Source organism: Parabacteroides gordonii MS-1 = DSM 23371 (assembly GCF_000969825.1).
In the GTDB taxonomy this organism is placed as follows: Bacteria; Bacteroidota; Bacteroidia; order Bacteroidales; family Tannerellaceae; genus Parabacteroides; species Parabacteroides gordonii.
Genome location: NZ_KQ033919.1, coordinates 1,787,428 through 1,812,660, shown reverse-complemented (window position 1 = coordinate 1,812,660; position 25,233 = coordinate 1,787,428). Strand labels below are relative to the sequence as shown.

The 25,233-nt window shown below is 44.5% G+C and carries 17 protein-coding genes; 12 read left to right on the top strand and 5 right to left on the bottom strand.

The annotated features are described in order from the left end of the window. Positions 1-3 precede the first annotated feature (3 nt). Positions 4-1,533: a glycoside hydrolase family 10-like protein gene (locus tag HMPREF1536_RS07210; protein WP_028726366.1), complete on the bottom strand. Its 1,530-nt coding sequence runs from the start codon at positions 1,531-1,533 to the stop codon at positions 4-6. A gap of 101 nt (positions 1,534-1,634) precedes the next feature. Between HMPREF1536_RS07210 and uvrA the strand changes: the two genes are divergently transcribed. Together uvrA and HMPREF1536_RS07200 are read left to right on the top strand one after the other, a co-directional pair. Beyond that, positions 1,635-4,421 (top strand): excinuclease ABC subunit UvrA, encoded by a 2,787-nt coding sequence (gene uvrA, locus HMPREF1536_RS07205; protein ID WP_028726365.1) that lies wholly within the window; start codon positions 1,635-1,637, stop codon positions 4,419-4,421. 4 nt (positions 4,422-4,425) lie between these two features. Next, the gene (locus HMPREF1536_RS07200) at positions 4,426-5,568 is read left to right on the top strand and encodes an iron-containing alcohol dehydrogenase (protein ID WP_028726364.1); all 1,143 of its coding nucleotides are present in this window, start codon (positions 4,426-4,428) and stop codon (positions 5,566-5,568) included. Between the two features lie 107 nt (positions 5,569-5,675). Here the strand turns inward: HMPREF1536_RS07200 and HMPREF1536_RS07195 are convergent, their stop codons facing one another. Next, positions 5,676-6,230: a DUF4840 domain-containing protein gene (locus HMPREF1536_RS07195; RefSeq protein ID WP_028726363.1), complete on the bottom strand. Its 555-nt coding sequence runs from the start codon at positions 6,228-6,230 to the stop codon at positions 5,676-5,678. A gap of 174 nt (positions 6,231-6,404) precedes the next feature. Between HMPREF1536_RS07195 and HMPREF1536_RS07190 the strand changes: the two genes are divergently transcribed. Further along, positions 6,405-7,619, top strand: coding sequence for an MFS transporter (locus HMPREF1536_RS07190; protein WP_028726362.1), 1,215 nt, complete (start codon positions 6,405-6,407; stop codon positions 7,617-7,619). A 91-nt stretch (positions 7,620-7,710) separates the two neighbouring features. Here the strand turns inward: HMPREF1536_RS07190 and HMPREF1536_RS07185 are convergent, their stop codons facing one another. Then, a complete protein-coding gene (locus HMPREF1536_RS07185; RefSeq protein ID WP_028726361.1) occupies positions 7,711-8,628 on the bottom strand; it encodes a PfkB family carbohydrate kinase in 918 nt (305 codons plus the stop codon). Positions 8,629-8,733: 105 nt separating this feature from the next. On the opposite strand from HMPREF1536_RS07185, the gene HMPREF1536_RS07180 reads away from it, so the two are divergent. Both HMPREF1536_RS07180 and HMPREF1536_RS07175 read left to right on the top strand, forming a co-directional pair. Further along, on the top strand, positions 8,734-9,699 hold the full coding sequence (locus tag HMPREF1536_RS07180; RefSeq protein WP_028726360.1) for a helix-turn-helix domain-containing protein: 966 nt from the start codon (positions 8,734-8,736) through the stop codon (positions 9,697-9,699). Positions 9,700-9,744: 45 nt separating this feature from the next. After that, complete coding sequence (locus HMPREF1536_RS07175; protein ID WP_028726359.1) at positions 9,745-12,081, top strand: DUF2339 domain-containing protein; 2,337 nt, start codon at positions 9,745-9,747, stop codon at positions 12,079-12,081. Positions 12,082-12,101: 20 nt separating this feature from the next. Here HMPREF1536_RS07175 and HMPREF1536_RS07170 read toward each other — a convergent pair whose 3' ends face one another. Then, positions 12,102-12,950: a BRO-N domain-containing protein gene (locus HMPREF1536_RS07170; protein WP_028726358.1), complete on the bottom strand. Its 849-nt coding sequence runs from the start codon at positions 12,948-12,950 to the stop codon at positions 12,102-12,104. An 803-nt stretch (positions 12,951-13,753) separates the two neighbouring features. Between HMPREF1536_RS07170 and HMPREF1536_RS07165 the strand changes: the two genes are divergently transcribed. From HMPREF1536_RS07165 to HMPREF1536_RS07155, 3 genes are all read left to right on the top strand, one after another. Then, entirely contained in the window at positions 13,754-17,749 is a 3,996-nt protein-coding gene (locus HMPREF1536_RS07165; RefSeq protein WP_028726357.1) for a DUF6383 domain-containing protein, read from the top strand. A 217-nt stretch (positions 17,750-17,966) separates the two neighbouring features. Next, complete coding sequence (locus HMPREF1536_RS07160) at positions 17,967-18,434, top strand: hypothetical protein (RefSeq protein ID WP_028726356.1); 468 nt, start codon at positions 17,967-17,969, stop codon at positions 18,432-18,434. 63 nt (positions 18,435-18,497) lie between these two features. Continuing rightward, positions 18,498-19,637 (top strand): metallophosphoesterase, encoded by a 1,140-nt coding sequence (locus tag HMPREF1536_RS07155; RefSeq protein ID WP_028726355.1) that lies wholly within the window; start codon positions 18,498-18,500, stop codon positions 19,635-19,637. A 97-nt stretch (positions 19,638-19,734) separates the two neighbouring features. Here the strand turns inward: HMPREF1536_RS07155 and HMPREF1536_RS07150 are convergent, their stop codons facing one another. Then, positions 19,735-21,018: a UDP-N-acetylmuramoyl-tripeptide--D-alanyl-D-alanine ligase gene (locus tag HMPREF1536_RS07150; RefSeq protein WP_028726354.1), complete on the bottom strand. Its 1,284-nt coding sequence runs from the start codon at positions 21,016-21,018 to the stop codon at positions 19,735-19,737. A 119-nt stretch (positions 21,019-21,137) separates the two neighbouring features. Here HMPREF1536_RS07150 and folP point away from each other — a divergent pair, with 119 nt between their 5' ends. The 4 genes from folP to HMPREF1536_RS07130 all read left to right on the top strand — a co-directional run bounded on the left by folP (position 21,138) and on the right by HMPREF1536_RS07130 (position 25,154). Next, positions 21,138-21,998 carry a dihydropteroate synthase gene (gene folP / locus HMPREF1536_RS07145; protein ID WP_028726353.1) on the top strand — a complete coding sequence of 287 codons (861 nt, stop codon included), beginning with the start codon at positions 21,138-21,140 and terminating at the stop codon, positions 21,996-21,998. A 4-nt stretch (positions 21,999-22,002) separates the two neighbouring features. Further along, positions 22,003-22,788, top strand: a complete 786-nt coding sequence (gene cdaA, locus HMPREF1536_RS07140) for a diadenylate cyclase CdaA (protein WP_028726352.1) — start codon at positions 22,003-22,005, stop codon at positions 22,786-22,788. 128 nt (positions 22,789-22,916) lie between these two features. Next, complete coding sequence (pta, locus tag HMPREF1536_RS07135) at positions 22,917-23,933, top strand: phosphate acetyltransferase (RefSeq protein WP_028726351.1); 1,017 nt, start codon at positions 22,917-22,919, stop codon at positions 23,931-23,933. A 21-nt stretch (positions 23,934-23,954) separates the two neighbouring features. Beyond that, the gene (locus tag HMPREF1536_RS07130) at positions 23,955-25,154 is read left to right on the top strand and encodes an acetate/propionate family kinase (protein ID WP_028726350.1); all 1,200 of its coding nucleotides are present in this window, start codon (positions 23,955-23,957) and stop codon (positions 25,152-25,154) included. Positions 25,155-25,233: the final 79 nt, after the last annotated feature.

The following is a 25,233-nucleotide window of genomic DNA, read 5'->3' as shown; positions in this document are numbered from 1 at the left end:
CGCTTATAACTTTACCTTTTTACTCTTCCCCGGACTCTCGTTATGGAAACGATCGACGGCGGTCACAATATAGTGATATTTTTTCTTTCCGTTATCATAAGGCATTAAATATCTTGCCTCGCGGGTTATTTTTACGATTTTTGCAGGGTTGGTCAGGTCTACCGGCTCTTTGGGATCGAAACGGTAAACGACAAAGTAGGAAGCCAGTTCCGGATTTGTCGGGCTTTGTTCGGTCTGCCAGTGCAGCATATAACCGTCGGCTGTCCATTCCGCTTTCAGCTTTTTCACATCCTGCGGGGCACGGTTATGCATATGCGTATAAGCCGGGATCAGGGCCGGGGTACGGTGATAGTTCCTTTTCAAGCTATCGGCTATGCCTTTGTTGTTCCATAGGATCTCGTTGGCCGGCCAGAAGCAGTTGCCTTTTACTTTCGAGAGCGAACGTTCGTAAAGCATTTTACGGGTCAGTTGGTCGGCTTTCATGGTACGGGCTACGTCCTGACCTATATAAAGATGCGGACCTTCGGGTGTCGCATTCTTGTTCCACCATTGGATCAGGGTGATATAGTCGGCTGCCGGATGGCCGATTTCCCAGTATATCTGCGGCATGTTGTAGTCGATCCAGCCTTCTTTCACCCAATGGAGCACGTCGGCATACAGGTCGTCGTAGTTTTGCAGGCCGTTGGTGTTGCTACCCGAGCCGTCGGGCGTACTTTTCTTATTCCGGTAGATACCGAACGGGCTGATACCGAAACGTACCCAGGGCTTGGTCAGCAGGATCGTCCGTTTCAGTTCGCGGATCAGGGTGTTTACGTTCTCACGGCGCCAGTCGCCACGTTGTGCGTTGGTATATCCTTTGTTCAGGCCGTATTTCCGGAAACTGTCGTCATCCGGGAAAGGCATCCCTGCTGCAGGATAAGGATAGAAATAGTCGTCCATATGGATGGCATCCACATCATAACGGCTTACGATATCGCGTACTACCTTGCAGATGAACTGCCGGCTTTCGGGCAGTCCCGGGTCGAAAAGTATCTGTTTATTATAGGTAACAAACCATTCGGGATGTTTATGGTAGATATGCGAGTCTGCGAAACGGGTATTCCCTGCCGTACTTGCCCGGTAGGGGTTCAGCCAGGCATGGAACTCCATATTCCGTTTATGGCATTCTTCAACCAGGAAAGCCATCACGTCGAAGTTTCCGGCGGGGGCAACGCCCTGTTCTCCGGTATAGAAACGGCTCCAGGGTTCGATATCCGATTTATAGAAGGCGTCGGCTTCGGGGCGTACCTGGAAAATGATGGCATTGATACCGCAAGCCTGCAGGTAGTTGAGTTTCCGAACGAAGTCTTTGCGTAACTGGGCGGGAGTCATATCCTTGTATTCTCCCTGGAAGGCTGTTTGTATCCAGGCTCCCCTGAATTCCCGCTTGTCTTTTCTCTCGGTCTTTTGAGTTGGAAGTTGTTTGGTTGTCGAACAGGATGTCACGGCACATAGGAGTATGGCCAGGAACAGGCGGATATATTGAATCTTCATGAATTTTCGTTGGTTTGGGATTATTGTAACACATTATCAAATCTTGTGGCAAAGATACATTTCTTTTTGCTATTTTTGTATCCTTTATTAGGGAAAGATTTATGTCTGAAAATAATTCTATATTTATCAAGGGGGCTCGTGTCAATAACCTGAAGAACATTGATGTAGAGATCCCGCGCGACAAATTAGTCGTCATCACCGGATTATCCGGCAGTGGAAAGTCTTCGCTCGCTTTTGATACCTTATACGCCGAAGGTCAGCGCCGGTATGTGGAGAGCCTCTCGGCTTATGCCCGCCAGTTTCTGGGGCGTATGAGCAAGCCGGAATGTGACTATATCAAAGGTATTCCGCCTGCCATTGCGATCGAGCAGAAAGTGAATACCCGCAACCCCCGTTCGACGGTGGGTACATCCACGGAAATTTATGAATACCTGCGTCTGCTTTACGCCCGCATCGGAAAGACGATCTCGCCTGTTTCGGGACTGGAGGTGAAGAAGCACCAGGTGAAAGATATCGTCAGTGAGGTATTGTCTTACCCGGACGGAACCCGTTTTGCCGTATTTGCACCGGTAGTGCTACCCGAAGGCCGCAGCATGAAGGAGCAACTGGAGATACTGCAGAAGGAGGGTTATACCCGTTTATCGATAAATGATACGGCTTACCGCATTACGGAAGTGATGGCGGACGAGGCGTTGCTGGCTTCCCCGGTCATCGAACTGCTGATAGACCGTCTGGTCGTTTCGGACGATAAGACGCTGAAAAGCCGTCTGGCTGATTCGGCGGAGACGGCTTTCTTTGAGGGGCACGATACCTGTATCATCCGTATCTATACAGCCGAAGAGACGATCGTAAAGGAATACTCCAAGAAGTTCGAGGCGGACGGTATCACTTTTATCGAGCCGACCGATATGATGTTCAGTTTCAATAATCCGCTGGGTGCCTGTCCTGTTTGCGAAGGATTCGGGAAAGTGCTCGGGATAGACGAGAACCTGGTCGTGCCTGATAAGAGCCTGTCGCTCTATCAGGGGGCGGTAGTCTGCTGGAAAGGCGAGGTGATGGGAGAGTGGCTGAAGGAGTTTATCGCGAAAAGTGAGAAATACAACTTCCCGATCCATCGTCCGTATTACGACCTGACGCAGAAGGAGAAAGACCTGCTGTGGCATGGTGCCAGAGGATTACACGGCATCGACGATTTCTTTAAATTCGTAGAAGAGAACTTATATAAGATACAATACCGCGTTATGCAGGCTCGCTACCGGGGCAAGACGACCTGTCCTTCCTGTAAAGGGGCGCGCCTGAAGCCTGAAGCTCTGTATGTGAAGGTCGGTGGAAAGAACATTGCCGAACTGGTGACTTTGCCTATTACGGATGCGAAAGCCTTTTTCGACAACCTGCAACTGGATGAGACGGATGCTGCCGTAGCAAAACGTCTGCTGACGGAGATTATGAACCGCCTGCAATTCCTGTTGGATGTAGGACTGGGGTATCTGTCGCTCGACCGTCTGTCGGCTTCCCTTTCCGGTGGTGAGAGCCAGCGTATCAACCTGGCAACGTCGCTGGGTAGTAGCCTGGTGGGGTCTTTGTATATCCTCGATGAACCGAGCATCGGTTTGCATTCGCGGGATACCGACCTGCTTGTAAAGGTTTTGCGCCAGTTGCAGTCGCTGGGTAATACGGTGGTTGTGGTTGAACATGACGAGGATATTATCCGTGCAGCCGATTATATTATCGATATCGGCCCGAAGGCCGGTCGTCTGGGGGGCGAAGTGGTTTACCAGGGGGATGTAAACGACCTGCAGACCAGCAGTAACAGTTATACTGTCCGTTACCTGACCGGGGAAGATAAGATCGAGGTTCCCGCCTTCCGCCGTTTGTGGAATAATTATATAGAGGTGAAAGGGGCCCGCAAGAATAACCTGAAAGGGATCGACGTGAAGTTTCCGTTGAATGTGATGACGGTGGTGACAGGTGTCAGCGGTTCGGGAAAGAGTTCGCTCGTACGTGATATCTTTTATGAAGGAGTGAAGCATTATCTGGATGATGCCGCCCGCCTGATGGTGGATTGCTCGGGGTTGGACGGCGACATGATCCTGATACAAGGTATCGAATTTGTCGATCAGAATTCGATCGGAAAGAGCTCCCGTTCCAATCCGGTGACCTATATCGGTGCTTACGATGAGATCCGTAAACTGTTCGGCGAACAACCTTTGGCCAAGCAAATGGGTTATACATCTGCATACTTTTCTTTTAATAAAGAAGGAGGACGCTGCGAGGAGTGTAAGGGCGATGGCCGGATCACTGTCGAGATGCAGTTTATGGCGGATATCACCCTCGAATGCGAAACCTGTCACGGTAAACGTTTCAAACAGGATGTGCTCGATGTGGAATATCACGGAGCCAATATCTATGATATGCTGGAAATGACAGTGAACCAGGCGATTGAGTTCTTCGAACAATATCCCGGCTCGCAGGAAAAGAAAATCGTAAAGAAGCTGAAACCGTTGCAGGATGTCGGTCTGGGTTATATCAAACTGGGGCAAACCTCTTCCACGCTTTCGGGGGGTGAGAACCAGCGCGTGAAACTGGCCTATTACCTGGGACAGGAAAAGCAACAGCCTACCTTGTTCGTATTCGACGAACCGACAACGGGATTGCACTTCCACGATATCAAAACATTATTGAAAGCATTTAATGCCCTGATCGATAAAGGACATACGGTGGTGATCATCGAACATAATATGGACGTGATCAAGTGTGCCGACTATCTGATAGACTTAGGCCCGGAAGGTGGTAACGCCGGCGGTAACCTGGTTTGTGCCGGGACACCGGAAGAAGTTGCCATGTGTCCGGAATCGTATACAGGAAAGTATTTAAAGGAAAAATTGTAAAGCTATGAACAACTTCAAGTTTCAGAATCCTACCCGATTGATCTTCGGAAAAGGGATGATCGCGGAATTAAGCAAAGCTATTCCCGCCGGTAAACGTATTATGATCACTTTCGGTGGTGGTAGCGTGAAGAAAAACGGCGTGTACGACCAGGTGATAAAAGCCCTGGAAGGACGGGAGTATGTGGAGTTCTGGGGGATTGAACCGAATCCTTCCATCGAAACATTACGTAAGGCCATCGCTTTGGGTAAAGAGAAGAACGTAGATTTTCTGCTGGCCGTGGGCGGTGGCTCGGTGCTCGACGGAACCAAGCTGATCTCCGCCGGATTACTGTATGACGGTGATGCCTGGGATCTGGTGAAGAGAGGTGCTGCTAAAGATACTATCCCGATGGGGGCTGTGCTTACCTTGCCGGCTACGGGATCGGAAATGAATAACGGGGCGGTGATCTCTCGCCATGAAACGAAAGAGAAGTATCCGTTTTATAGTAACTACCCGGTATTCTCTATCCTCGATCCGGAAACGACCTTTACCTTGCCTGCTCATCAGATCGCCTGCGGTCTGGCTGATACATTCGTGCATGTAATGGAGCAGTATATGACGACAACGGGTCAGTCGCGCCTGATGGATCGTTGGGCGGAAAGTATCTTGAGCACTGTAGTTGAGATCGCTCCTAAGATCAAAGCAAATCAGCAGGATTATAATGTGATGGCTGACTTTATGCTTTCTGCCACTATGGCGTTGAATGGTTTTATAGCCATGGGTGTCACCCAGGATTGGGCTACCCACATGATCGGTCACGAACTGACTGCTTTGCATGGCTTGACGCATGGTGCAACGCTGGCGATCGTTTTCCCGGGTACTTTACGTACTCTCCGCCAGCAGAAACAAGATAAAATCCTTCAGTATGGCGAACGTGTCTGGGGTATTACCGAAGGCTTGGTGGACGAACGCGTCGATCAGGCCATCCAAAAGACGGAAGAGTTCTTCCGCAGCCTGGGATTGTCTACCCGTCTGGGTGAAGAAAATATCGGTGATGAAACGATCAAAGAGATCGAACGCCGCTTCAATGCCGCCAATGTAGCTTACGGTGATGCCGGAAATGTAACGGGGGCTGTGGCTAAACAGATTTTGGAGAATTGTAAATAAGAAATCTTTTCTACTCTTGAGAGAGTAAAGGTTATAGGAAAATAAAAAAGGAGAATGTCTCACATCGGGAACATTCTCCTTTTTATATAGATCGTACTATTTCTGAATTACTTCTTCTTCATGTCGAATGACAGATCGATCGGAGCCCAAGTAGCGAAATCATTTCCTGCTACTTTTACTTTTGCAGCTTTCAAATTGAACTTTAGGTTCTTGTCTTTGATTGCATAAGATGCTGTTTCAGCTTCAATAGTAACTTCAACAGCAGCGGCAGCAATTGTTAACGGTTCCGGTTTCAAAGTCATCACAACTGAATCGTTTGCTGCATTCATGACTGCAGTGTAGTTGATTTTATACTCTAATGTTCCGATAGCTTTGATAATAGCTTCAGCAGCAGCTTCATCAGTGATAATCGCTTTCACTAATGGCTCAAAAGGAAATTCTTGAAAGTTAACAGAATCATTCTTTACTGTCAAGTCCAGTGTTGTTCCTTCTTCAGCAGCAGCTTTAGCCATTGCATAAGTCATCTTACCAGAAAATTCACCATTTACATCTTCCACTGTCGGTACAGTAGGTGTCTCATCGTCATCATCACTACAAGATGCAAAGGTTAAACCAAATACAGCTAACATCATCACAAGCGACCATTTCAACGTCTTCTTCATCTTTCTTATTATTTTAATGTTAATAAATTATGTACGACTAATTAGATGTAGGGAATTGCAAAAAGGCTGCATCGAGGGAGAAAGAATAATTGAAAAAAGTGTTTTTCCGCAAGAATGCATATCCGGATAAAGAAAATATATTTACTTTTAAACATTCAATCAATAGCTAATAAAATGTATTCTAATAACCATGTCGCTTACCCGAAAGAACATATACGTTATGCTGTTCTTTCCTTCTTTCTTGCTCAGGGACTTTGCTTTTCCAGTTGGGCGAGCCGTATTCCTGATATAAAGGAACTTTTTACTGTAAATGATGCTCTCTATTGGGGAATGGTGTTGTTTATGATTCCGGTCGGAAAGTTCATAGCGATTCCGCTGGCCGGTTATCTGGTGTCGAAACTGGGAAGCCGGATTATGGTGCAGGTCAGTATTATGGGATATGCTCTTTCGCTGTTTGCTATCGGGACGGCAGTGAATATTTATATGTTGGGGGTATGCCTTTTCTCTTTCGGGGTGTTCTGGAATTTGTGCGATATTTCGCTGAATACACAGGGGATCGGCATTGAACGTTTTTATGGGCGGACAATCATGGCTTCCTTTCACGGAGGTTGGAGCCTGGCGGCCTGTATGGGGGCACTGATCGGTTTTATTATGATTATTTCGGGTATCACTCCTTTCTGGCATTTTACGATGATTGCGGTGATTATTCTTTTTATAACGATGATTGGACGTAGATACTTGCAGGAAGATACGTCTGAGGAACAGGCAGAAGAAGCGGTCGTGAAAGAAGAATCATCGGAAAAGTGGAAATATATCCGGCGACCGGAAATGCTGCTTATCAAGTTGGGACTGGTGGGTTTATTTGCCTTGATAGTGGAAAGTGCGATGTTTGACTGGAGCGGGGTCTATTTTGAATCGGTCCTGCAGGTGCCTAAATCGTTACAGATCGGATTTCTTGTCTTTATGGTGATGATGACGGTAGGGCGTTTCCTGGCAAATTATGCATATCGGATATTAGGTAAGCAACGAGTGTTACAGTTGTCCGGTGCCTTTATTTTTATCGGATTCTTTATTTCGGCCCTGTTGGGAAGTCGTTTTGATTCGATGGCATTGAAGGTGATCGTAAACTCATTGGGTTTTATGCTCGTTGGGTTGGGTATTTCCAGTATGGTTCCTACTATTTATAGTCTGGTCGGCGCGAAGTCTAAGACGCCGGTCGGTATTGCTCTGACTATTCTGTCCAGCATCAGTTTTATCGGATCGCTGATCGCACCGCTTCTGATCGGCGCAATCTCGCAGGCATTCAATATGGAGTATGCTTATATGGTGGTAGGACTTTTAGGGCTTTGCATCCTGTTGATGACAACGTTTAGTAAGGCGTTTAAGTAACTCGGCTATTTTACTTCCCTTAGAATGGGTATTTTTCCCCATTGCAATGGGGATTATTCCCACCATTGCTGGGGAAAATTCCCCATAATTTTTATTTGTGTGGGGAATTAATGCAGACAGTATCCTCATACCTTTGTTCCGCCGTCTCCATGCAGCGGATGATATCTTCTTTGCTTCCGCTGAAGGGCCCTGATGCTTCGATCTTGATGGTCGACATGGCAGCAGCGAAGCGACCTGCCTCTTCTATGCCGGCACCTTTGGCGCGTTGGTACAGGTATCCGGTCATGTATGTATCGCCACATCCGGTAGCGTCAACTACTTCCCGGGGTTTATAGGCGGGTATTTTATAGAATGTATCGCCATCATAAATAACAGATCCCAGACTTCCCAAAGTGATCAGCACCTCTTTTACTCCCCAGTCGTATAACTGCTTTGCGGCGCTGGCTACATCCGAATACCCGGTCAATGCCACCATTTCAAGCTCGTTCGCTTTTAAGAAATGGATATATTTCAGGGCTTCTTCTTTTCCGATCCAGTCGGTTGCATAAACATTCTTGTCTCTTACTTCGCGCAGATATCCCTGTGAGTCGGCCGAAACAAACCCTTTGGTTGCCATGTATTTGACTACATCCAGCGAAAAGTCGTCAGCCAGCAGGCTACCCAGATGGAATATTTTTGCTTCCACCTCTTTCAGGTAATCGATAGTGAAAGGATCGGCTTTGGCCAACACCCGCTGCGTACGGTTATCCTGATTCTCTCCATAGATATTTTCGAAATAAACGGAATGTTTACTGGGCATAACAGCTACGTCGATTCCTTCCGACCGCAATCTGTCGACCTCTTTCATTTCAGACTCGGCAAGAGCAGTTATCAGCGTATAATCTATATCGTTGAAATGTTTAATCGCGTGGGAGAAATAAAATGCGGTTCCTCCCGCCATGTGTACAGTATTTTTAGGGGTCACTATCTTATCCAGTGTGATGTGCCCGATACAGCAAAGATCATGCATATTATTGATTGTTTATTATACAAAAGTAGTCAAAATTGCCACTGATAGGAACTACTTCTTTATTTTTATTATTTTTGTCTATTGACAATCATTAAAATTGTGGTTATGAGTAAAGACCTGATTCACGAAAAGTTCGTTGGCGCAATCAGAGAGAAGATACCACACAAAGCAACTTTAACTAACACATTGGTTGATTTATTGCGCCTGGAAAAAGAAGCTGTTTACCGCCGTATGAGGGGCGATGTTGCTTTCTCTTTTGCTGAGATTGCGTCAATCTCCCATAAACTAGGGATCTCGTTGGATAATCTGGTCGGAGCACACTCGGCTAAGAGCCGTCCTTATCAGCTGAGTCTGGTGGAGTATGTAGAGCCAATTGAAGACGACTACAAGATGTGGGGACTGTATAACGAACGGTTGCAGGAAGCACGGGAAGATCCGACATCCTGTAGTGTGGAATGTATGAACGTTCTACCCTCTATTTTTTTGTTGGATTATGAATACATCACCCGCTTTTATTTATTCAAATGGTATAACCAGTATGGTCATTCGGACAAGACTGTTCATTTCAGAGATATTGAAACGGCTGAGAAATTGCTGGCTGTTCAACGTGTTACGGCTATAGAATCCAGGCATGTCAGGAAAACGGTTCATGTTTGGGATCCTTTGATCTTTCAGTATATTGTGAATGATATATTGTATTACAGTAGTATCCGGTTGATTGATCCGGAAGATGTCCGGAAGCTAAAACAAGAGTTGATGCATTTCCTTAACTATATGGAAACGCTTGCTTCCAGGGGGACGTATAGTGAAACCGGCAATCCGATACAGATCTATGTTTCCAATATTAATTTTGATGCCAGTTATAGTTATCTGGAGACTAAAAAAATGCGTATCAGCATGATCCGGGCATTTATACTGAACTCGGTTGTCTCGCTGGATGAGAAGGCGTATGAGATATTTCATAACTGGATGCAAGCATTGCTGAAATCGTCAACCATGATCTCTGTCAGTGGAGAAAAGCAGCGGATTTTGTTCTTTGAGAAGCAAAGAATGATCATTGGTAGCCTGTAATCCAAATAAATCCGTATCTTAGGCACGGTCTTTAAATATAACGTTATGGAATTTCTACTTGTTGTACTGATCGTTGTCGTCTGGGTCAGCTTGTATTCACATATAAGTAAGATGAATGCTCACACGGATGCTCTCCGGAAAGATATTTATAGTCTGAAAAAGCTGGTGGAGTCTCGGCTGGAAGAGATAAAACGGCCGGAAACGACAAGTGTGACGGAATTGACGGAAGAGATGCCGGAAAAGACTGTCGTGGAGGAATTGGTGCCGCTTGTTATTGAGGTGCCTGTTGAGGTTCCTGTAGAAGTCGCTACCGAATACTTACAGAAAGAGATGGTGAGTGGAGCGGTTGCCGAAGTACAACCGGAAAAGAAGAAGGTCGTTCCACAGCCTGTCATCAAACCCTTTGGGCTGGTTAAGGAGAAAAAGAAAGTCGATTATGAGAAGTATATCGGAGAGAATCTGTTCGGGAAGATCGGTATCCTTGTATTGGTGGTCGGCATGGGATTGTTCGTTAAATATGCGATCGATAAGAATTGGATCAATGAAGTTTTCCGTACGGTATTGGGTTTTGTAGTTGGTGGCGGATTACTGGTCTTGTCGCAGAGACTGAAAAATACTTATCGTACATTCAGTTCTCTGCTGGCGGGTGGTGCATTTGCCATCTTCTATGTGACGGTGGCGATGGCTTATCATTATTATGGCTTGTTCAGCCAGACAGCCGCTTTTGTTATATTGGTGGTTCTCACGGTGCTGATGTCTTTGTTGTCGGTCGTTTATAACCGGCGTGAACTGGCGGTGATCGGTTTGGTGGGTGGGTTTATCGCACCTTTCCTGGTTAGTAACGGGATGGGAAACTATCTGGTGCTGTTTACTTATCTAACGATCCTGAATGTGGGAATGTTCGGGCTGTCGCTCTATAAGAAGTGGGGAGAATTGCCGGTGATCGGTTTTGTGGCTACTTATGTGATCATGTTGGGGTATTCGCTGGTGGCTGACCTGGATATTGCCGGGAATATGCAATTGATACAGCTGCTGCTTTTCTCTACATTATTTTATCTGATATTCCTGTTACCGGTCGTTTCGGTGTTGCGTACGGATAATAAGAAGTCTAATCAGCCGTTGATGATGATCGTTGTGTTGAATAATTTCATCTATCTTTATTTTGCCTTGTGGTATCTGCATGAGTTGCATCTGCCGTATAATATTAAGGGGGCGTTTACTATGTTTATCGCTTTGGTGAATGTTTGTCTGGCTTATGTGATACGGGGGAAGAAATCGGAAACCGGTTATCTGTTTACTGCGTTGGTAGGCATGTTTCTGACATTTATTTCGATAAGCATACCTATCCAGCTGCAAGGTAGTTTTATTACATTGCTTTGGGCGACAGAAATGGTGGTTGTCCTTTGGTTGTTCATTAAGTTCCGCCAACCTGTCTATGCTTATTTTACGCAGTTGCTTCTTTTCCTGACGGTTGTTTCTTTCCTTATGGATGTGGAGGATGTGCTGACTGATGGCTTTGTCCAGCCACTACTGTGGAATGGAACATTTGCCACCGGAATCTTTACCGGATTGGCTTTTGGTGTATTCGTTTGGCTGATGGAGCGGGAGAAGGTATTCTTTACTCAAACGTCGAATCTGAAATATATTCCTTTTAGTGTTATTTCGTTGCTGATGGGTTGCGGCATCGTTTATCTTTCATTTATAGTCGATTTCTATAGGAATATAACGGACGGGCCGTTAAGTAATTGTGTTTGCCTGGCATTTACCAATTTCGCTCTATTACTTTTATTGATCGGGTTGAAGAAGCGTTTTCCGATGGCACGTTTTTCTGTTGTTTATGCTGTGATGGCAGGATTTTCGGGCGGTTTATTTATCTGGCTTTCACGAGTGGCGAATGAATGTGGTGAGTCTTCTCTCTCCATCTTGCAATGGTCTTCTCTGTTTATTGTCGTTGCCCATCTGTTCTTTCTGGGAAAATGGTTTTACCGTTCGTTTAACTTCCGGCAGAAAAGTGCGGACAGGATGACCTTGTTTATTGCGGTTGTCTCTACTATCCTGTTTGCAGTTGCCGCACATAATATGTTGTATCTTTTCGGTTGGCAGAATGAGTCGAGTGCGGCTCTTTCAATCGCCCTGAGTATTGCGGGCTTTGTGCAGATGGCGCTTGGTATGCGTCTGCATCTGAAAGTTCTGCGTATGATCAGTTTGGCTGTTTTTGGCGTTATCCTTCTGAAGCTGGTCATTGTCGATTTGTGGTTGTTGCCAACAGTCGGGAAGATCATTGTCTTTATTATGTTGGGAGTAATCCTGCTGGTATTATCTTTCCTGTATCAGAAACTGAAGAAGGTGTTGTTTATGGATAATAAAGAGGAAGTTGGTTGATCCAGCTTCCTCGATATTGATTATTCTTTTTTGTTATTCTCATCATTGCTGTTTAATTGTATTACAGCTTTGGCATTTAAGGGGGTAACGACTTTTTTACCGGTCTCTTCTTCCAGTTTTAGTCTGGCATCCCGTGCAATATTTCCGCCCCGGCGTGCTACATCGGCATGTTCATTGAATGTATCAGGATTTTGTGTTTCTGATATTTTTGTGGTTGACAATTCGGCTAACATATTAAGCACTAGTTCAGTGTTAGTCATATTATCTCGTAAATTCTCTTTCTTCAGCCCTTTAAATTGTTTATATTCTTTTGCTGTTTTATCCGCCCATGTTTGGTAAATAATATCTGTGAGCGTGGCGAATTGTACCCCTTCCTGCAATCCATGCCGTTTCCATTCGTCGGTGAGTTCTTTACGTATTTCAATGCTTTTCAGACGCTGGTTGATCCAATTATCCGAATATCCTAACCGTTTATAGTCCTGCATAGCCTGATTGATCGATAGTTCCGGATCTTGTATCTGATCCAAACGTTCTTTAGCGATTTGGGCGATCCATAACTTGAATGGTTCAGCCTTAGGGGATGGGATACTTTGAATTAAGCGGAATAGTTGTTCGGTGGTGGCAACATCTGTCTTATAAAATTTGCCATCAGATGCCTGTAATTTCAGTTGGCGACAATTTGTCACCAACTCACTACCTTCAACTTTTAATCTCTGTTTGAGTTTGTTCCAATATTTTCTTCCGTCAATACTTTCTGTAAGAATACTTACAACATCAACGATTGAAAAATACCATTCTTCCGTTTCGTCGTCCCAAAGGGTACGAACTTTCTTTTCTTCAAAGAGCTTGATTGCATTTGTGTGAGTCATATTGTTATGGTTTTGTTTTTAACTCTGTAAAGATAGGATTATTTTATGGATAATGATGAAAATCTATTAACAAAAGAATAAATACTTTTATAATTGCAGGTAGATGTCTGTCGATTCTAAATAGTTTATGATCAGCACCTTTCTGCTGATGCCTCAATATAAAATCTGTTGCCCATAATTATTAACAAACTTGTCGACAGTTGTGAGTAAGCTTGCCCATAGCTATCGACAAGCTTGCTCATGATTATCGGCAAGCAATTACTTACCGATGTTTTTTCTATTATCTGGCATGTGAATCTTATTACTTGCTGGCGTGTTTCCACTATCTCTACAGGTAACAGAAGTGATCCTTGAAAACATGATAAATTACCCACTTTTAGAGCAAATTTCGGGTGTGGCTTGAAAATCTTAAAAAACTGGGTTTGTAAAGTGTTGGAAATGAGATGTCATTAAATTACTTATATATAATGTACACGCGTACATTATATATATAGAAATATGCCCTAATTGATTAAATTAAAGAAAATTACGAATGCGTCGGAATGACTAGAGAAATCGTTCCTTTTTTCTAGTCTACAAAATTAGCCATAAGTTTCGTTTCTGCAACCATTTTCCAAAAATATTTTCTTTCTCTATATGCTTTCTTATCAACCGAATAGCAAAGTTTGTACGAAATATAGCGTTCAGACGACGAACCGAAAAGGGATGACTAGAAAAAAGGAACGTTTTAGCTAGTCATTTAGAGCTAAGACGCATATAAGGAAGTTTTCATTAACATTAGTATTAATATTAAATTTAGAATTATGAACAAAAAGTTTTCTACTCTGGTAGCCTGTCTTCTGGCGGCTACATCGGTTGGAACTGTAAGTGCGCAGGACTTTGCTGTACCTGGAGCTACAATCCCAACAAAAATAGTAGTCCCTGGCAAATACTATCAGTTGGGAGCTACCGCTGGTGTTGTTGGTACGCCAGGTGATCCGGCTGCGAATGTACTGGTTATGGAAGAAACTACTCCTGGGCAGTATAAATTAGTTGTAAAAGCTATAGGAAGTACAAAACTTCCTAATTCATTATGGAAAGTTGTTGTAAAGCAGAATAGTGAAGGGGCTTTATCCTATCAGTTTGTAAATGTTGCAACTAACATGCCTCTGAGCTTAAATTCAGCAACAGCAGCAAAACCTGATGATCCTACAGCTGATAATCCGGCTTTTGCAACACCATCAGGAGAAGCCCTTTTAGTCGGTGGCGACATAAATACATGGAAATGGCAGCCTGCTGTTACAACAACAGCTACTTCTTTCAGTAATATGGAAATGTATTCTGCTTTTGGTGCAAAACTGGACTCTGCTGTAACTTTGGTTGGTACTGCAGCAATTGCAGATGGTGTACAAGTTGGTGCTGCTAAATACGCATTAGGAAATAAGGCTACTGCCTTCACAAACCAGGTATGGCTTGCTCCTTTCGAAGCAGGTTCAGTTGTTCTTACAGCAGACGATTTGAACTCTATGCTTTGGACACAGAAGTATAATGCGGCTGCAAGCAAGGTTAAATTTACTTTCGATAAGGATGTAGCAAAGAATACTTTGGAAAATCTTTTCTCTAAAAATTCTTATAAGGCTGTTCCTGCTATCGGTTTCCCAGCAGCAGCTCCTGCTAATACAGGAACTTTAGCTGCAGCAGGAGCTGTTGCCGCTTTGGATACTAAACAGGCTGCTGTAGTTGCAGCAATCAATGAGAATGCTTTAGCTCAAGCTATTAAAACGGCAATAGATGATGATATAGCAACTAATGCTCCTGTAGCACTGAGTGCTGCACAAGCTTTGGCAAACGTAGCAACGGCATCGGGAACAGATACTCCTGCTAAGCTAAATCTTTTATTTGATGCTATTGACCTTTCTACAGGAACCGCAGCTGAACAAGCAATTAAAAGTGCAGTAAGAGATGCTCTTAAGGCTTTTGTTCTTACATGTACTATTTCGTCTCAAGGTGAGGCAGATGCGGTTGTTGCGAAAACAGTTAACACGGGTGGCTCAGCAACAGGTATTGTTAATAAAATAGCAACTCCTACGACTGTTACTGCTCAAAATACTGCATTAAAAGAATATACAGATGCTATTACTAAGGCAAGAGAAGAGTATAAAACGCAATATGCAACATCTTATGAAGCTTTCACTACAGCTGGTGGAGGTGCATATGACAATAACTGGTTGTCTTTAGAATATACTAAAGCAGAAGGAAATACTCCTGCAACTTATTTAGCAGTGGATACAGCATATCTTACTGGAAATGTAGGTAGTAGCCATCTTGCTTTTGCTATCAAAAAGTTTGAAGAAGTGGGTGGTTTGAAACATTTGAATATGGCTTCAGATAATGTTACAGCTCAAGACTTGAATGGACGTTTTAACTTCCAGTTTACTTATTATCCTTCCAGTGACTCACTGGTAATCCGTACTGGGGGATTTGCTGTGAAGAATGGTGATGCTGCTTACTGGACTGATATGACAACTACTACAAATCCAGATGATTTGGGTATGGACAAAGCTAAAATTCAGAAAGCTCAGGGAGCTATAAATGGTCCATCTGATCTTGAGAAGGAAATGAATGTAATCAAGATTGTAGGTTTGGGTACAGATGGTCGTCGTGAGGTTACAGTTGGCAGTTCTGAGTATTTAGGACAGACTTTCTCTCCTAAATCTACTATCAACACCCGTATCTACATCGGTCGCACAACATCTGATGATCGTACAACATTGGCTTCCGGTCTGTATTTCATTAATCTGAAATCAGGTTTGGCTGCACGTGCTTCTGAAAACAATGGTTACAAGGTGGCTAAGCTGACAGCTAACCAATATGGAGCATCTTCAACAGCTGTTAAATATGCAGCAGAAGACGAATCTCAGTTGCTGGGAACTATCCAGAACTTCTATAACATGCCGGCTACTCAATGGGTAGTAGAACAGGGTGTTGGTGAAACAGGTAAAGAACTGGTTAGCATCTACAACCGTGAATATCCTTCTATCAAGGTTGAAAACATTCAGCTGTATAAGGATGCTAATGGTAATATTGCAATGCCGTTCGCTGCTGGAAATTATTTCTCTGCTGCTGATACTTTGGCATTCGGTATAATCAAACCGACAGATTCTGAAACTTATACTAACGAATATCTGGGTTATGCACAGATTGATTCGACTATTCTGGATGAAAAGATCTTCAGGTTCGATTATCTGTCAGGTATCCAGATGGGTAACTATGTAAATGTATTGGATTCCAAAACAGACTCTGTATTGCGTGTAGACCTGAAGGGTGCTAACACTATGTTCGTACTGGAAACAGCTCCTGTTAAGGCTGAAGGTTATTTCGGTTATGCCGGTAAACTGGCTCTGGGTAAAGACCGTATGTTCCAGCACTTAAGAAGAACAGCTTATGTATTGAAAGTACAGGATGGCGACAAGCTGATCCAGAACAACAAATATGTGAAGATGGTTTCTACTACTTCTACAGGTGAACCTTTGTATGTTGTTGCTGACATCAAGAAAGCTGACGCTGCTCAGTTCTTCCTGAAAGAAAACAATGAAGTAACTGTAGAAAAGAAAGCAACTCCTTATTATGCATTGGTTGGTGCACAAGTTATCGCTAACGATACATTGTATCAGGAAACTACAGACCGTGTAGGTGTTAAAGACGGTTCTCTGTTACTGTCTAATGAGAAATATAATGAAACCCGTGTGGCTGCATTTGCTTTGACAGAAGATAACTCTCCGTTGTATCGTCGCCTGGGTGTTTCTGATCCTACTGATGGATTGAAAAACATGACAACTGATACTGCTAAGATCTACCGCATCAATGCTACTGCTCGTGAATATCTGTATGAAGATGCTTATAGCGCATATTCAAAAGAAAAAGGTATCAACTTCTTAGGTGTTGAAGGTAAGGGGGATGCAAAAGCTGCTTCTTTATTCGTAGATACTGCTTATGTTCGTAATGAAACTAACATGCCTCAGTATATGTTTGCTGTTGGTGTAACAGTTGTTCCTGAAGGAATGATGTGTCCTGAAAATCCGGAACACAATACTCCGGAATATATCGCCAACCACGGTGATTGCGGTCATAAAGTTCAGACTAAGGGTTATGTATATGGTCGTTATCTGATCAATGCTCAAGATTCTGTAGTTTCTGCTCCTAACGGAAAAGACTATATCTGGAATGAAAAGTATACAAGATTGGCATTTGTTCCTGCTAAACATATCGAAGATACTTTGGTTATTTATCGTAATGGTAAACCGAGCCTTGCTCCGGAAGATTCTATTTTCTTAGGAAATAATGCTCATAACAAGGTTACAGATGAAAGACCTAACGGTATCAAGAACCCTGTATTTGCATTACGTTTGATCAACGACGAACCTCAGTGTGACTTCCTGATCGAATCTGCTGGTAACCATAAGATCCCGACAGAAAACACAGGTAAGTGGATTGCAATCAAGAACGGTGTTCCTGTAGTAGCTTCTTATTTAACTTATAAAGATGCTATTCTGGATGCTGAACACTTCAACATCGAAAAGACAACTGAAGTTCCGACTGCTAACGAAGGCATCTCAACATCTGAAGTATCAGTAATTGCCGGTAACGGAACTGTTACTATCAAGGGTGCACAGGGTAAGACTGTTGTAATTGCCAACGTTCTTGGTCAGACAATTGCTAATACAGTTCTTTCTTCTGACAATGCAGAAATCGCTGCTCCTGCCGGTGTAGTTGTAGTTGCTGTAGAAGGCGAAGCTGCTGTAAAAGCAATCGTAAAATAAGATTTTAAAAAAGTAATCTGTCACGCGGTTTTATACCAATTACCCCGTGAGGGCGAACAAGCGACAGTTTAATACTAAAGTAATAAAATAAAGTTCTTCTGTCAGTATTCCTGCGAAGGAAGAAAACAGACACAAAAAAAGCCCTGGAAGTTCTAAATTTCCGGGGCTTTCTTGTATCTTCGCATATCAATAACTTAATTCTAATTAAAATAAAATCATGGCAAAAGAATTGCATTTTACAGTTGAGGGTGTACAGGGGGAGTTGAAGTTAGAGTTGGCTCCATTCAAACAACGTCTGTATCAGGATGGTAGAGAAATTAAGCGGACAGGAACATTTAATCCGAAATACTTTGTGACCAATACTTCCGGCGAACCGGAAGAGATGAAAATCGTTTTTGGACTAGACTTTGTACATGTCGTAGAGTTTCGCGGGAAAAAAATACCATTGGAAGAGAGACTGTCTACCCTCGAATATGTCATAGGTGCCCTTCCTGTCCTGTTGATATTCCTGGGAGGATTGCTTGGCGCTCTGTTTGGGTTTGTGGGCGCGACGTTTACTTACAACTATATGCGTCGTGAAAAACGTTTACCACTGCAATTACTTGTCTCTTTAGGAGTTTCTGTATTCTGTTATGTCGCCTATTTCATGTTTGCACTCTGTTTACAGCTTTTATTGAAGAGTTAGTACAGCTACGCGCTCTTTTCTTGTGAAGAACGTCCCCCGGGTTATTAATCTGATAATTGAAATATGAAATCTTTCCAATATAAATTTATATTATTGTTCGTTCTACTGGCAAGCTGCTTAACGCAGCTGTCAGGGGCAGACAAAAAGCAGGAGAAGCATAAACTTTCTGCTGACGGGCCGTATTTGTTATACACTGCCGACGGAGGTTTCCGTTCGATCTCAGTGGATACGGCCGGGTTACTGAATGACCAAACCTATCGGTCTGTTCCGAAGGGTTTCTCTTTTGATGTTTACTCAGATAAAGGGGAGAAGCTGTTCCCTGTTACTTTGCATAAGACAAAACGCCCGGAGTGGAAAAGTAAGCAAGCCGCGAAAATGCTTGTCTTATCCGATCCGCATGCCAATTGGGAATGTTTTTCTTCCATACTGAAAGAATGGAAGGTTGTAGATCAGGATTATCACTGGATTTTCGGCAAGAACCAACTGGTTGTGATAGGCGATGTGTTTGATCGTGGAAAAGATGTGCTTCCGATCTACTGGCTGCTTTATAAACTGGAGAAAGAGGCGGCCGATGCCGGAGGACAGCTGGTCTTTTTACTGGGGAATCATGAAGGAATGGTGCTGGCGGGTGATTTACGATATACAAAAAGTAAATATATCCATCTGGCTGATACCCTGAACATCCCTTATCAGGAATTGTGGAACCGGCAGACTGAACTGGGACGCTGGCTGGGTACACGTAATACCATGCAGTTGATCGGTGATAACCTTTTTGTTCATGCCGGACTGAGCCTGAACTTTCTGGATAAGAACAAAAGTATCCCGGAGGTGAACAAGATCATGAGCGAAGGCCTGTTCCTCAGTAAGCAGGAACGCAAGGAAGCCCCAGGTGATATCGCTTTCATGTATGCTACTTATGGCCCGATCTGGTATCGCGGTATGGTTCACAGTGCCGACAGGTATCATCCTTTATATCCGGAAGATTTGCCGAAGATCTTTGATAAATATAAAGCTAAACGTTTGTTTGTCGGCCATACGATCTTTGATGATATTACTACTTTCTATAAATACCGGGTAGTTGCAGTCAATGTAGACAACAAAGAGAATATGGAAAAGAAGCGCGGACGCGGTGTCCTGGTTGAAGATGACAAGATGTATGTGGTCTTTGATTCAGGGAAGAAGGAACTGATCAAAGAAGAATGAATTGGATATTGCCAGATTAAAACCTATAGGACGACTTCGTAGGGGCAGGTTCCAAACCTGCCCTTTGTGTAAGATTATAAATCAAAAATTTCCGAACCTATAAAACATCCACCGTCTTTTCCAGCGCCATTCCATGCGATCCTTTGATCAGGATATGGTATCCTTTTAAGGGATTGGCTTTTAATGCTTCGATCAGCTCTTCCGTTGTCGCGAACGTGGCAAACTCTTTACCTGCTTTCCGGAAATGTTCCCCGCAAAGGAATACCTTATCGAATTTACCTGCTTTGATTTCTGCAATGGCTTCCGCATGCAACTCGTCGCTTGCCGGGCCCAGTTCGCGCATATCTCCTAAGATAACGGCTTTGGGAGAGACAGGCATAGATGTGAAGTTTTCGATAGCCACCTTCATGCTGCTCGGATTGGCATTATAGGCATCGATAAGCAGGATGTTATTTTCCGTTTTCTTTAATTGCGAACGGTTGTTGGTCGGCTCATAAGCAGCGATGGCACGGCTGATACGTTCGGCCGGGATCTTGAAATAACGGCCTACTGCTACAGCTGTCAATACATTATCGAGGTTATAACCGCCTATCAGATGCGTCTCTACCGTATGGAGCTTACCCTGTTGCTTCCAGTCGAACGTAAGGTAAGGATTGCAGCTGATGATATGGCCGGAAGCAAATGAGCTATCCTCACTGCCATAAGTGATCTGTTCGATGCCTTTAGCTATCGCCTGCAGCTCTTTATTTTCTTTCTTGATGAATATCTTTCCTTTGGAACGGCGGATGTAGTCGTACAGCTCGCCTTTGGTCTTCACTACACCTTCAAATGAACCGAACCCTTCCAGATGCGCACGGCCTACATTGGTAATGATCCCGTAGTTGGGCAGGACGATCTCCACCAGTTCCTTGATATCGCCCGGATGGCTGGCACCCATTTCGATCACCGCCATTTCATGGTCGTGTGTCAGACGGAGCAGGGTAAGCGGAACGCCGATATGATTATTCAGGTTACCTTCCGTATAGAGCAGATTGAATTTAGTGGACAATACGGCGGCCAGCAACTCCTTAGTCGTAGTCTTGCCGTTGGTTCCGGTAATCCCGATAATAGGAATACCCAGCATTTTACGATGCCGGTGAGCCAGTTGTTGCAAAGCTGTCAACACATCATCGACCAAAATGGTACGTTCTCCGATGATATAATCAGGGTTATCGATTACTGCATAGGAACAGCCGGTAGCCAAAGCTTTTTCTGCATATTGGTTCCCGTCGAATCTTTCACCTTTCAGGGCGAAGAAGATGGAGCCGCGCGGACAATTACGACTATCTGTTGTTATTTTCGGATTGTGTATAAACAATTCGTACAGTTCTGATATATTCATAGCTTTCTTTTCGTTTGCTTATTATTGGTGAACAAAAGTAGCAATTAAATGAAGAATGAGGAATGAAGAATGAATATTTAAGTGAGAATCGTGTATCTTTGCCGGAAATAAGGATTAGAATGTTAGATAAAACGCTCAATATTAGGGGAACACTCCTGTCGCTTGCAACTCCCGTTGTGATGGGAATCCTGAATGTCACTCCCGATTCTTTTTATGCCGACAGCCGTAAGCAGAACGAAGCCGCTATCGACGAACGGATACAGGCTATTCTTTCGGAAGGCGGACGAATTATCGATATCGGCGGATATTCTTCCCGTCCCGATGCCGCAGAAGTTTCTCCCGAAGAAGAAATGGAACGGTTGGCTTTTGCCCTGAAAATATTGAATACCCATTATCCGGAGGCTGTGGTCTCGGTCGATACGTTTCGTGCCGGCGTGGCCCGTCGGTGTGTAGAAGAATATGGTGTTGCCATGATTAACGATATCTCAGGAGGTGAACTGGATGCCGCAATGTTCAGTACGGTAGCCGATCTGAACGTACCTTATATAATGATGCACATGCGGGGTACTCCGCAAACCATGCAACAGCATACCGGCTATACGGATATGATGGAGGAAATCATGCTCTATTTTGCTGCGAAAGTCCGCGAACTACGTCTACTCGGTGTGAATGATATTATTCTCGATCCGGGTTTCGGCTTCAGTAAGACGGTCGACCAGAATTATCTGCTGATGAACCGCCTGCAGGAGTTCGGCGTGTTTGATCTTCCCCTCCTGGTAGGCATATCCCGCAAAAGTATGATCTACCGTTTTCTGGGCGGAACACCGGCCGATAGCCTGAACGGCACTACGGTACTGAACACACTGGCACTGATGAACGGAGCCGATATCCTTCGTGTGCATGATGTGAAAGCCGCTGTCGAAGCAGTCAAGCTGGTTACCAAAACCGTCAATTGTCAATTGTCAACTATCAACTCATAATATTATGTGGATGCATTTCGGAATAAAAGACCTGATCGATGTACTGCTGGTAGCCTTTTTCCTCTACCAGACCTACAAGCTGATGAAGAGTTCAGGTACACTGGCCATCTTTAGTGGGGTAGTTTCGTTTATTATTGTATGGATCCTTGTTTCGCAGGTGTTGGAAATGCGTTTGATGGGAGCCATACTCGATAAGTTTATCAGTGTCGGTTTCGTGGTGTTGGTCATTCTGTTTCAGGATGAGATACGCCGTTTTCTGATGGCGCTCGGTTCACACCGGGGATGGAAGTTCCTGGGAAAGCTTTTTTCTAAAAAGGATGCGAACAACGAGCGGGAAGGAAAATATGTCGCCCCCGTGGTGCTGGCTTGTATGAATATGGCCCGTAAAAAGACCGGAGCCCTGATTGTGATCCAGCAGGATGTCGACCTCTCCATATACGAGCATACGGGCGAAATGTTCACTGCCGATGTCAACGCCCGCCTGATCGAAAATATATTCTTTAAGAACAGCCCTCTGCATGACGGGGCGATGATCATTGCCGACGGCCGGATCAAGGCCGCAGGCTGTATCCTTCCGGTAGCGCAGAATGCCAATTTGCCGAAAGATCTCGGACTACGCCACCGTTCCGCGCTCGGAATGTCTCTTGAAACCGATGCATTGATTATTATTGTATCGGAAGAACGGGGTAAAATATCTGTTGCTCACAACGGTAAGCTCGATATCAACATTTCAGCCGAAGATCTGCAACAAATCCTCTCCGGCGAGCGAGAAGTAGTGAATTACTGTTAAATGTTCTGAAAGTGACAGCTCCGGTTGCAAATAGTTTGTGCTTTTTGCAAACTCTATGTTGCATTTTGTCTACTTTTGTACCCGCAAACAGTAGCAATTACTAAATACTATAAAAAATATCTTCCGCTATGGACTTAATGCAAGAGATTATTGCACGCGCTAAAGCTGACAAGCAGCGTATCGTTCTTCCTGAAGGAACAGAAGAAAGAACATTGAAAGCCGCCGACCGTTTATTGGCCGATGGAGTTGCTGACATTATCCTGATTGGAAATCCCGCAGAGATTTCTTCTTTGGCAGCAAACTACGGTCTGAACCACATCGGACAGGCTACTATTGTTGACCCTAAAAATCACGAAAAGAAAGCTGCTTATGCAGACCTGCTTTTCCAATTACGTCAGAAAAAAGGTATGACTCCGGAGAAGGCAGCTGTCCTTGCTGAAGATCCTTTGTATCTGGCTTGCCTGATGATCAAGGCCGGCGATGCTGACGGCGAAATTGCCGGTGCACAGAACACGACAGGAAATGTGCTTCGTCCCGCTTTGCAGATCGTGAAGACTGCTCCGGGTATGAGCTGTGTATCGGGTGCATTCCTTATGTTTACCAAGAAGCCGGAATACGGAAAAGAAGGCCTTCTTGTTTTTGCTGACTGTGCTGTAATGCCTAATCCTACTGCTCCCGAACTGGCTAGTATCGCCGTGGCGACTGCTGCGACAGCACGCGACATCGTAGGTGTCGAACCCCGTGTAGCTATGTTGAGCTTCTCGACAAAAGGCAGTGCCTCTCATGAGATGGTAGACAAAGTAGTGGAAGCTACCCGTCTGGCAAAAGAAATGGCTCCCGAACTGAAGATCGACGGTGAATTGCAGTCGGATGCTGCCCTGGTAGGATCTGTTGCTTCTTTGAAAGCACCGGGTAGCGAAGTGGCCGGTCAGGCAAACGTATTGGTATTCCCGACACTGGAAGTAGGTAATATCGCTTATAAGCTGGTTCAGCGTCTGGGTGATGCAGAAGCAGTAGGCCCTATCCTTCAGGGTATGGCTGCTCCGGTGAACGACCTTTCACGCGGTTGCTCTGTAGACGATATCTATAAGATGGTGGCTATCGCCAGCAACCAGTCTATCGGCTTAAAGGCGGCTAAAAAGTAAAAAAGACACAACAAGTAAGATATGAAGATATTAGTTTTAAATTGCGGAAGTTCGTCTGTTAAGTACAAGTTGTTCAATATGGACACACACGAAGTACTTGCACAGGGTGGCGTTGAGAAACTGGGTTTGCCGGGTTCTTTCCTCAAATTCACCCAGCCGGATGGTAAGAAAGTAATTCTGGATAAGGAATTACCCGAACACAATGCGGCTATCGAGTTTATCCTGAGCGTGCTGACAGATGACAAATACGGCTGTATCAAGTCGTATAACGAAATTGACGCTGTAGGCCATCGTGTGGTACATGGTGGAGAAGCATTCAGCGGAAGTGTGGAAATTACTCCGGAAGTGATCGGTAAAATGGTTGAGTGCATCGACCTGGCACCGCTTCATAACCCGCCAAACCTGAAAGGTATCCGTGCCATGAGCGCATTGATCCCGGGCATCCGTCAGGTAGGTGTGTTCGATACTGCTTTCCACCAGACCATGCCGGACTATGCTTATATGTACGGTCTGCCTTATTCACTGTATAAGAAATACGGTATCCGTCGTTACGGTTTCCACGGAACCAGCCACCGTTATGTATCAAAACGTGCCTGCGATATCCTGGGTGTTCCGTACGAAGAACAAAAGATCATTACAGCTCACGTAGGTAACGGAGGTTCAATCGCTGCAGTGAAGAACGGTAAGAGTATTGACACTTCTATGGGTCTGACTCCGGTCGAAGGTCTGCTGATGGGAACCCGTTGCGGTGATGTAGATGCAGGTGCACTTACATTCATCATGGATAAGGAAAAACTGGATGCCAAAGGTTTGTCTGACCTGATCAACAAACAGAGCGGTGTACAGGGAGTTTCCGGTATCTCTTCCGATATGCGTGAGATTGAAGCGGCTGTTGCTGATGGCGATAAACGTGCTATTCTGGCTCTGAATATTTACAACTATCGTATCAAGAAATACATCGGTGCTTATGCTGCAGCCATGGGCGGTTGCGATATCCTGGTATGGACAGGCGGTGTAGGTGAGAACCAGTGGGCTACCCGTCGTGTCGTATGTGAAAACATGGAATACATGGGCATGAAGATCGACGTTCAGAAGAACGAAGGTATGCGTGGCGAAGAAATGGTGATCAGCACTCCGGACAGTAAGGTGACAATCATTGTTGTTCCTACCGACGAAGAATATATGATCGCTTCCGATACAATGGATATATTAGGTAAATAAATATTGGTAATTAAAAAACTAGTCCTCACAGCTTACAAAACACAGGATTAGTGTTTAGACTGCCCCGACACCGGTTGGG

Coding starts and splice junctions, on each gene's coding strand:
- HMPREF1536_RS07210 (WP_028726366.1), bottom strand. CDS start 1,533: ATGAAGATTCAATATATCCGCCTGTTCCTGGCCATACTCCTATGTGCC.
- uvrA (WP_028726365.1), top strand. CDS start 1,635: ATGTCTGAAAATAATTCTATATTTATCAAGGGGGCTCGTGTCAATAAC.
- HMPREF1536_RS07200 (WP_028726364.1), top strand. CDS start 4,426: ATGAACAACTTCAAGTTTCAGAATCCTACCCGATTGATCTTCGGAAAA.
- HMPREF1536_RS07195 (WP_028726363.1), bottom strand. CDS start 6,230: ATGAAGAAGACGTTGAAATGGTCGCTTGTGATGATGTTAGCTGTATTT.
- HMPREF1536_RS07190 (WP_028726362.1), top strand. CDS start 6,405: ATGTATTCTAATAACCATGTCGCTTACCCGAAAGAACATATACGTTAT.
- HMPREF1536_RS07185 (WP_028726361.1), bottom strand. CDS start 8,628: ATGCATGATCTTTGCTGTATCGGGCACATCACACTGGATAAGATAGTG.
- HMPREF1536_RS07180 (WP_028726360.1), top strand. CDS start 8,734: ATGAGTAAAGACCTGATTCACGAAAAGTTCGTTGGCGCAATCAGAGAG.
- HMPREF1536_RS07175 (WP_028726359.1), top strand. CDS start 9,745: ATGGAATTTCTACTTGTTGTACTGATCGTTGTCGTCTGGGTCAGCTTG.
- HMPREF1536_RS07170 (WP_028726358.1), bottom strand. CDS start 12,950: ATGACTCACACAAATGCAATCAAGCTCTTTGAAGAAAAGAAAGTTCGT.
- HMPREF1536_RS07165 (WP_028726357.1), top strand. CDS start 13,754: ATGAACAAAAAGTTTTCTACTCTGGTAGCCTGTCTTCTGGCGGCTACA.
- HMPREF1536_RS07160 (WP_028726356.1), top strand. CDS start 17,967: ATGGCAAAAGAATTGCATTTTACAGTTGAGGGTGTACAGGGGGAGTTG.
- HMPREF1536_RS07155 (WP_028726355.1), top strand. CDS start 18,498: ATGAAATCTTTCCAATATAAATTTATATTATTGTTCGTTCTACTGGCA.
- HMPREF1536_RS07150 (WP_028726354.1), bottom strand. CDS start 21,018: ATGAATATATCAGAACTGTACGAATTGTTTATACACAATCCGAAAATA.
- folP (WP_028726353.1), top strand. CDS start 21,138: ATGTTAGATAAAACGCTCAATATTAGGGGAACACTCCTGTCGCTTGCA.
- cdaA (WP_028726352.1), top strand. CDS start 22,003: ATGTGGATGCATTTCGGAATAAAAGACCTGATCGATGTACTGCTGGTA.
- pta (WP_028726351.1), top strand. CDS start 22,917: ATGGACTTAATGCAAGAGATTATTGCACGCGCTAAAGCTGACAAGCAG.
- HMPREF1536_RS07130 (WP_028726350.1), top strand. CDS start 23,955: ATGAAGATATTAGTTTTAAATTGCGGAAGTTCGTCTGTTAAGTACAAG.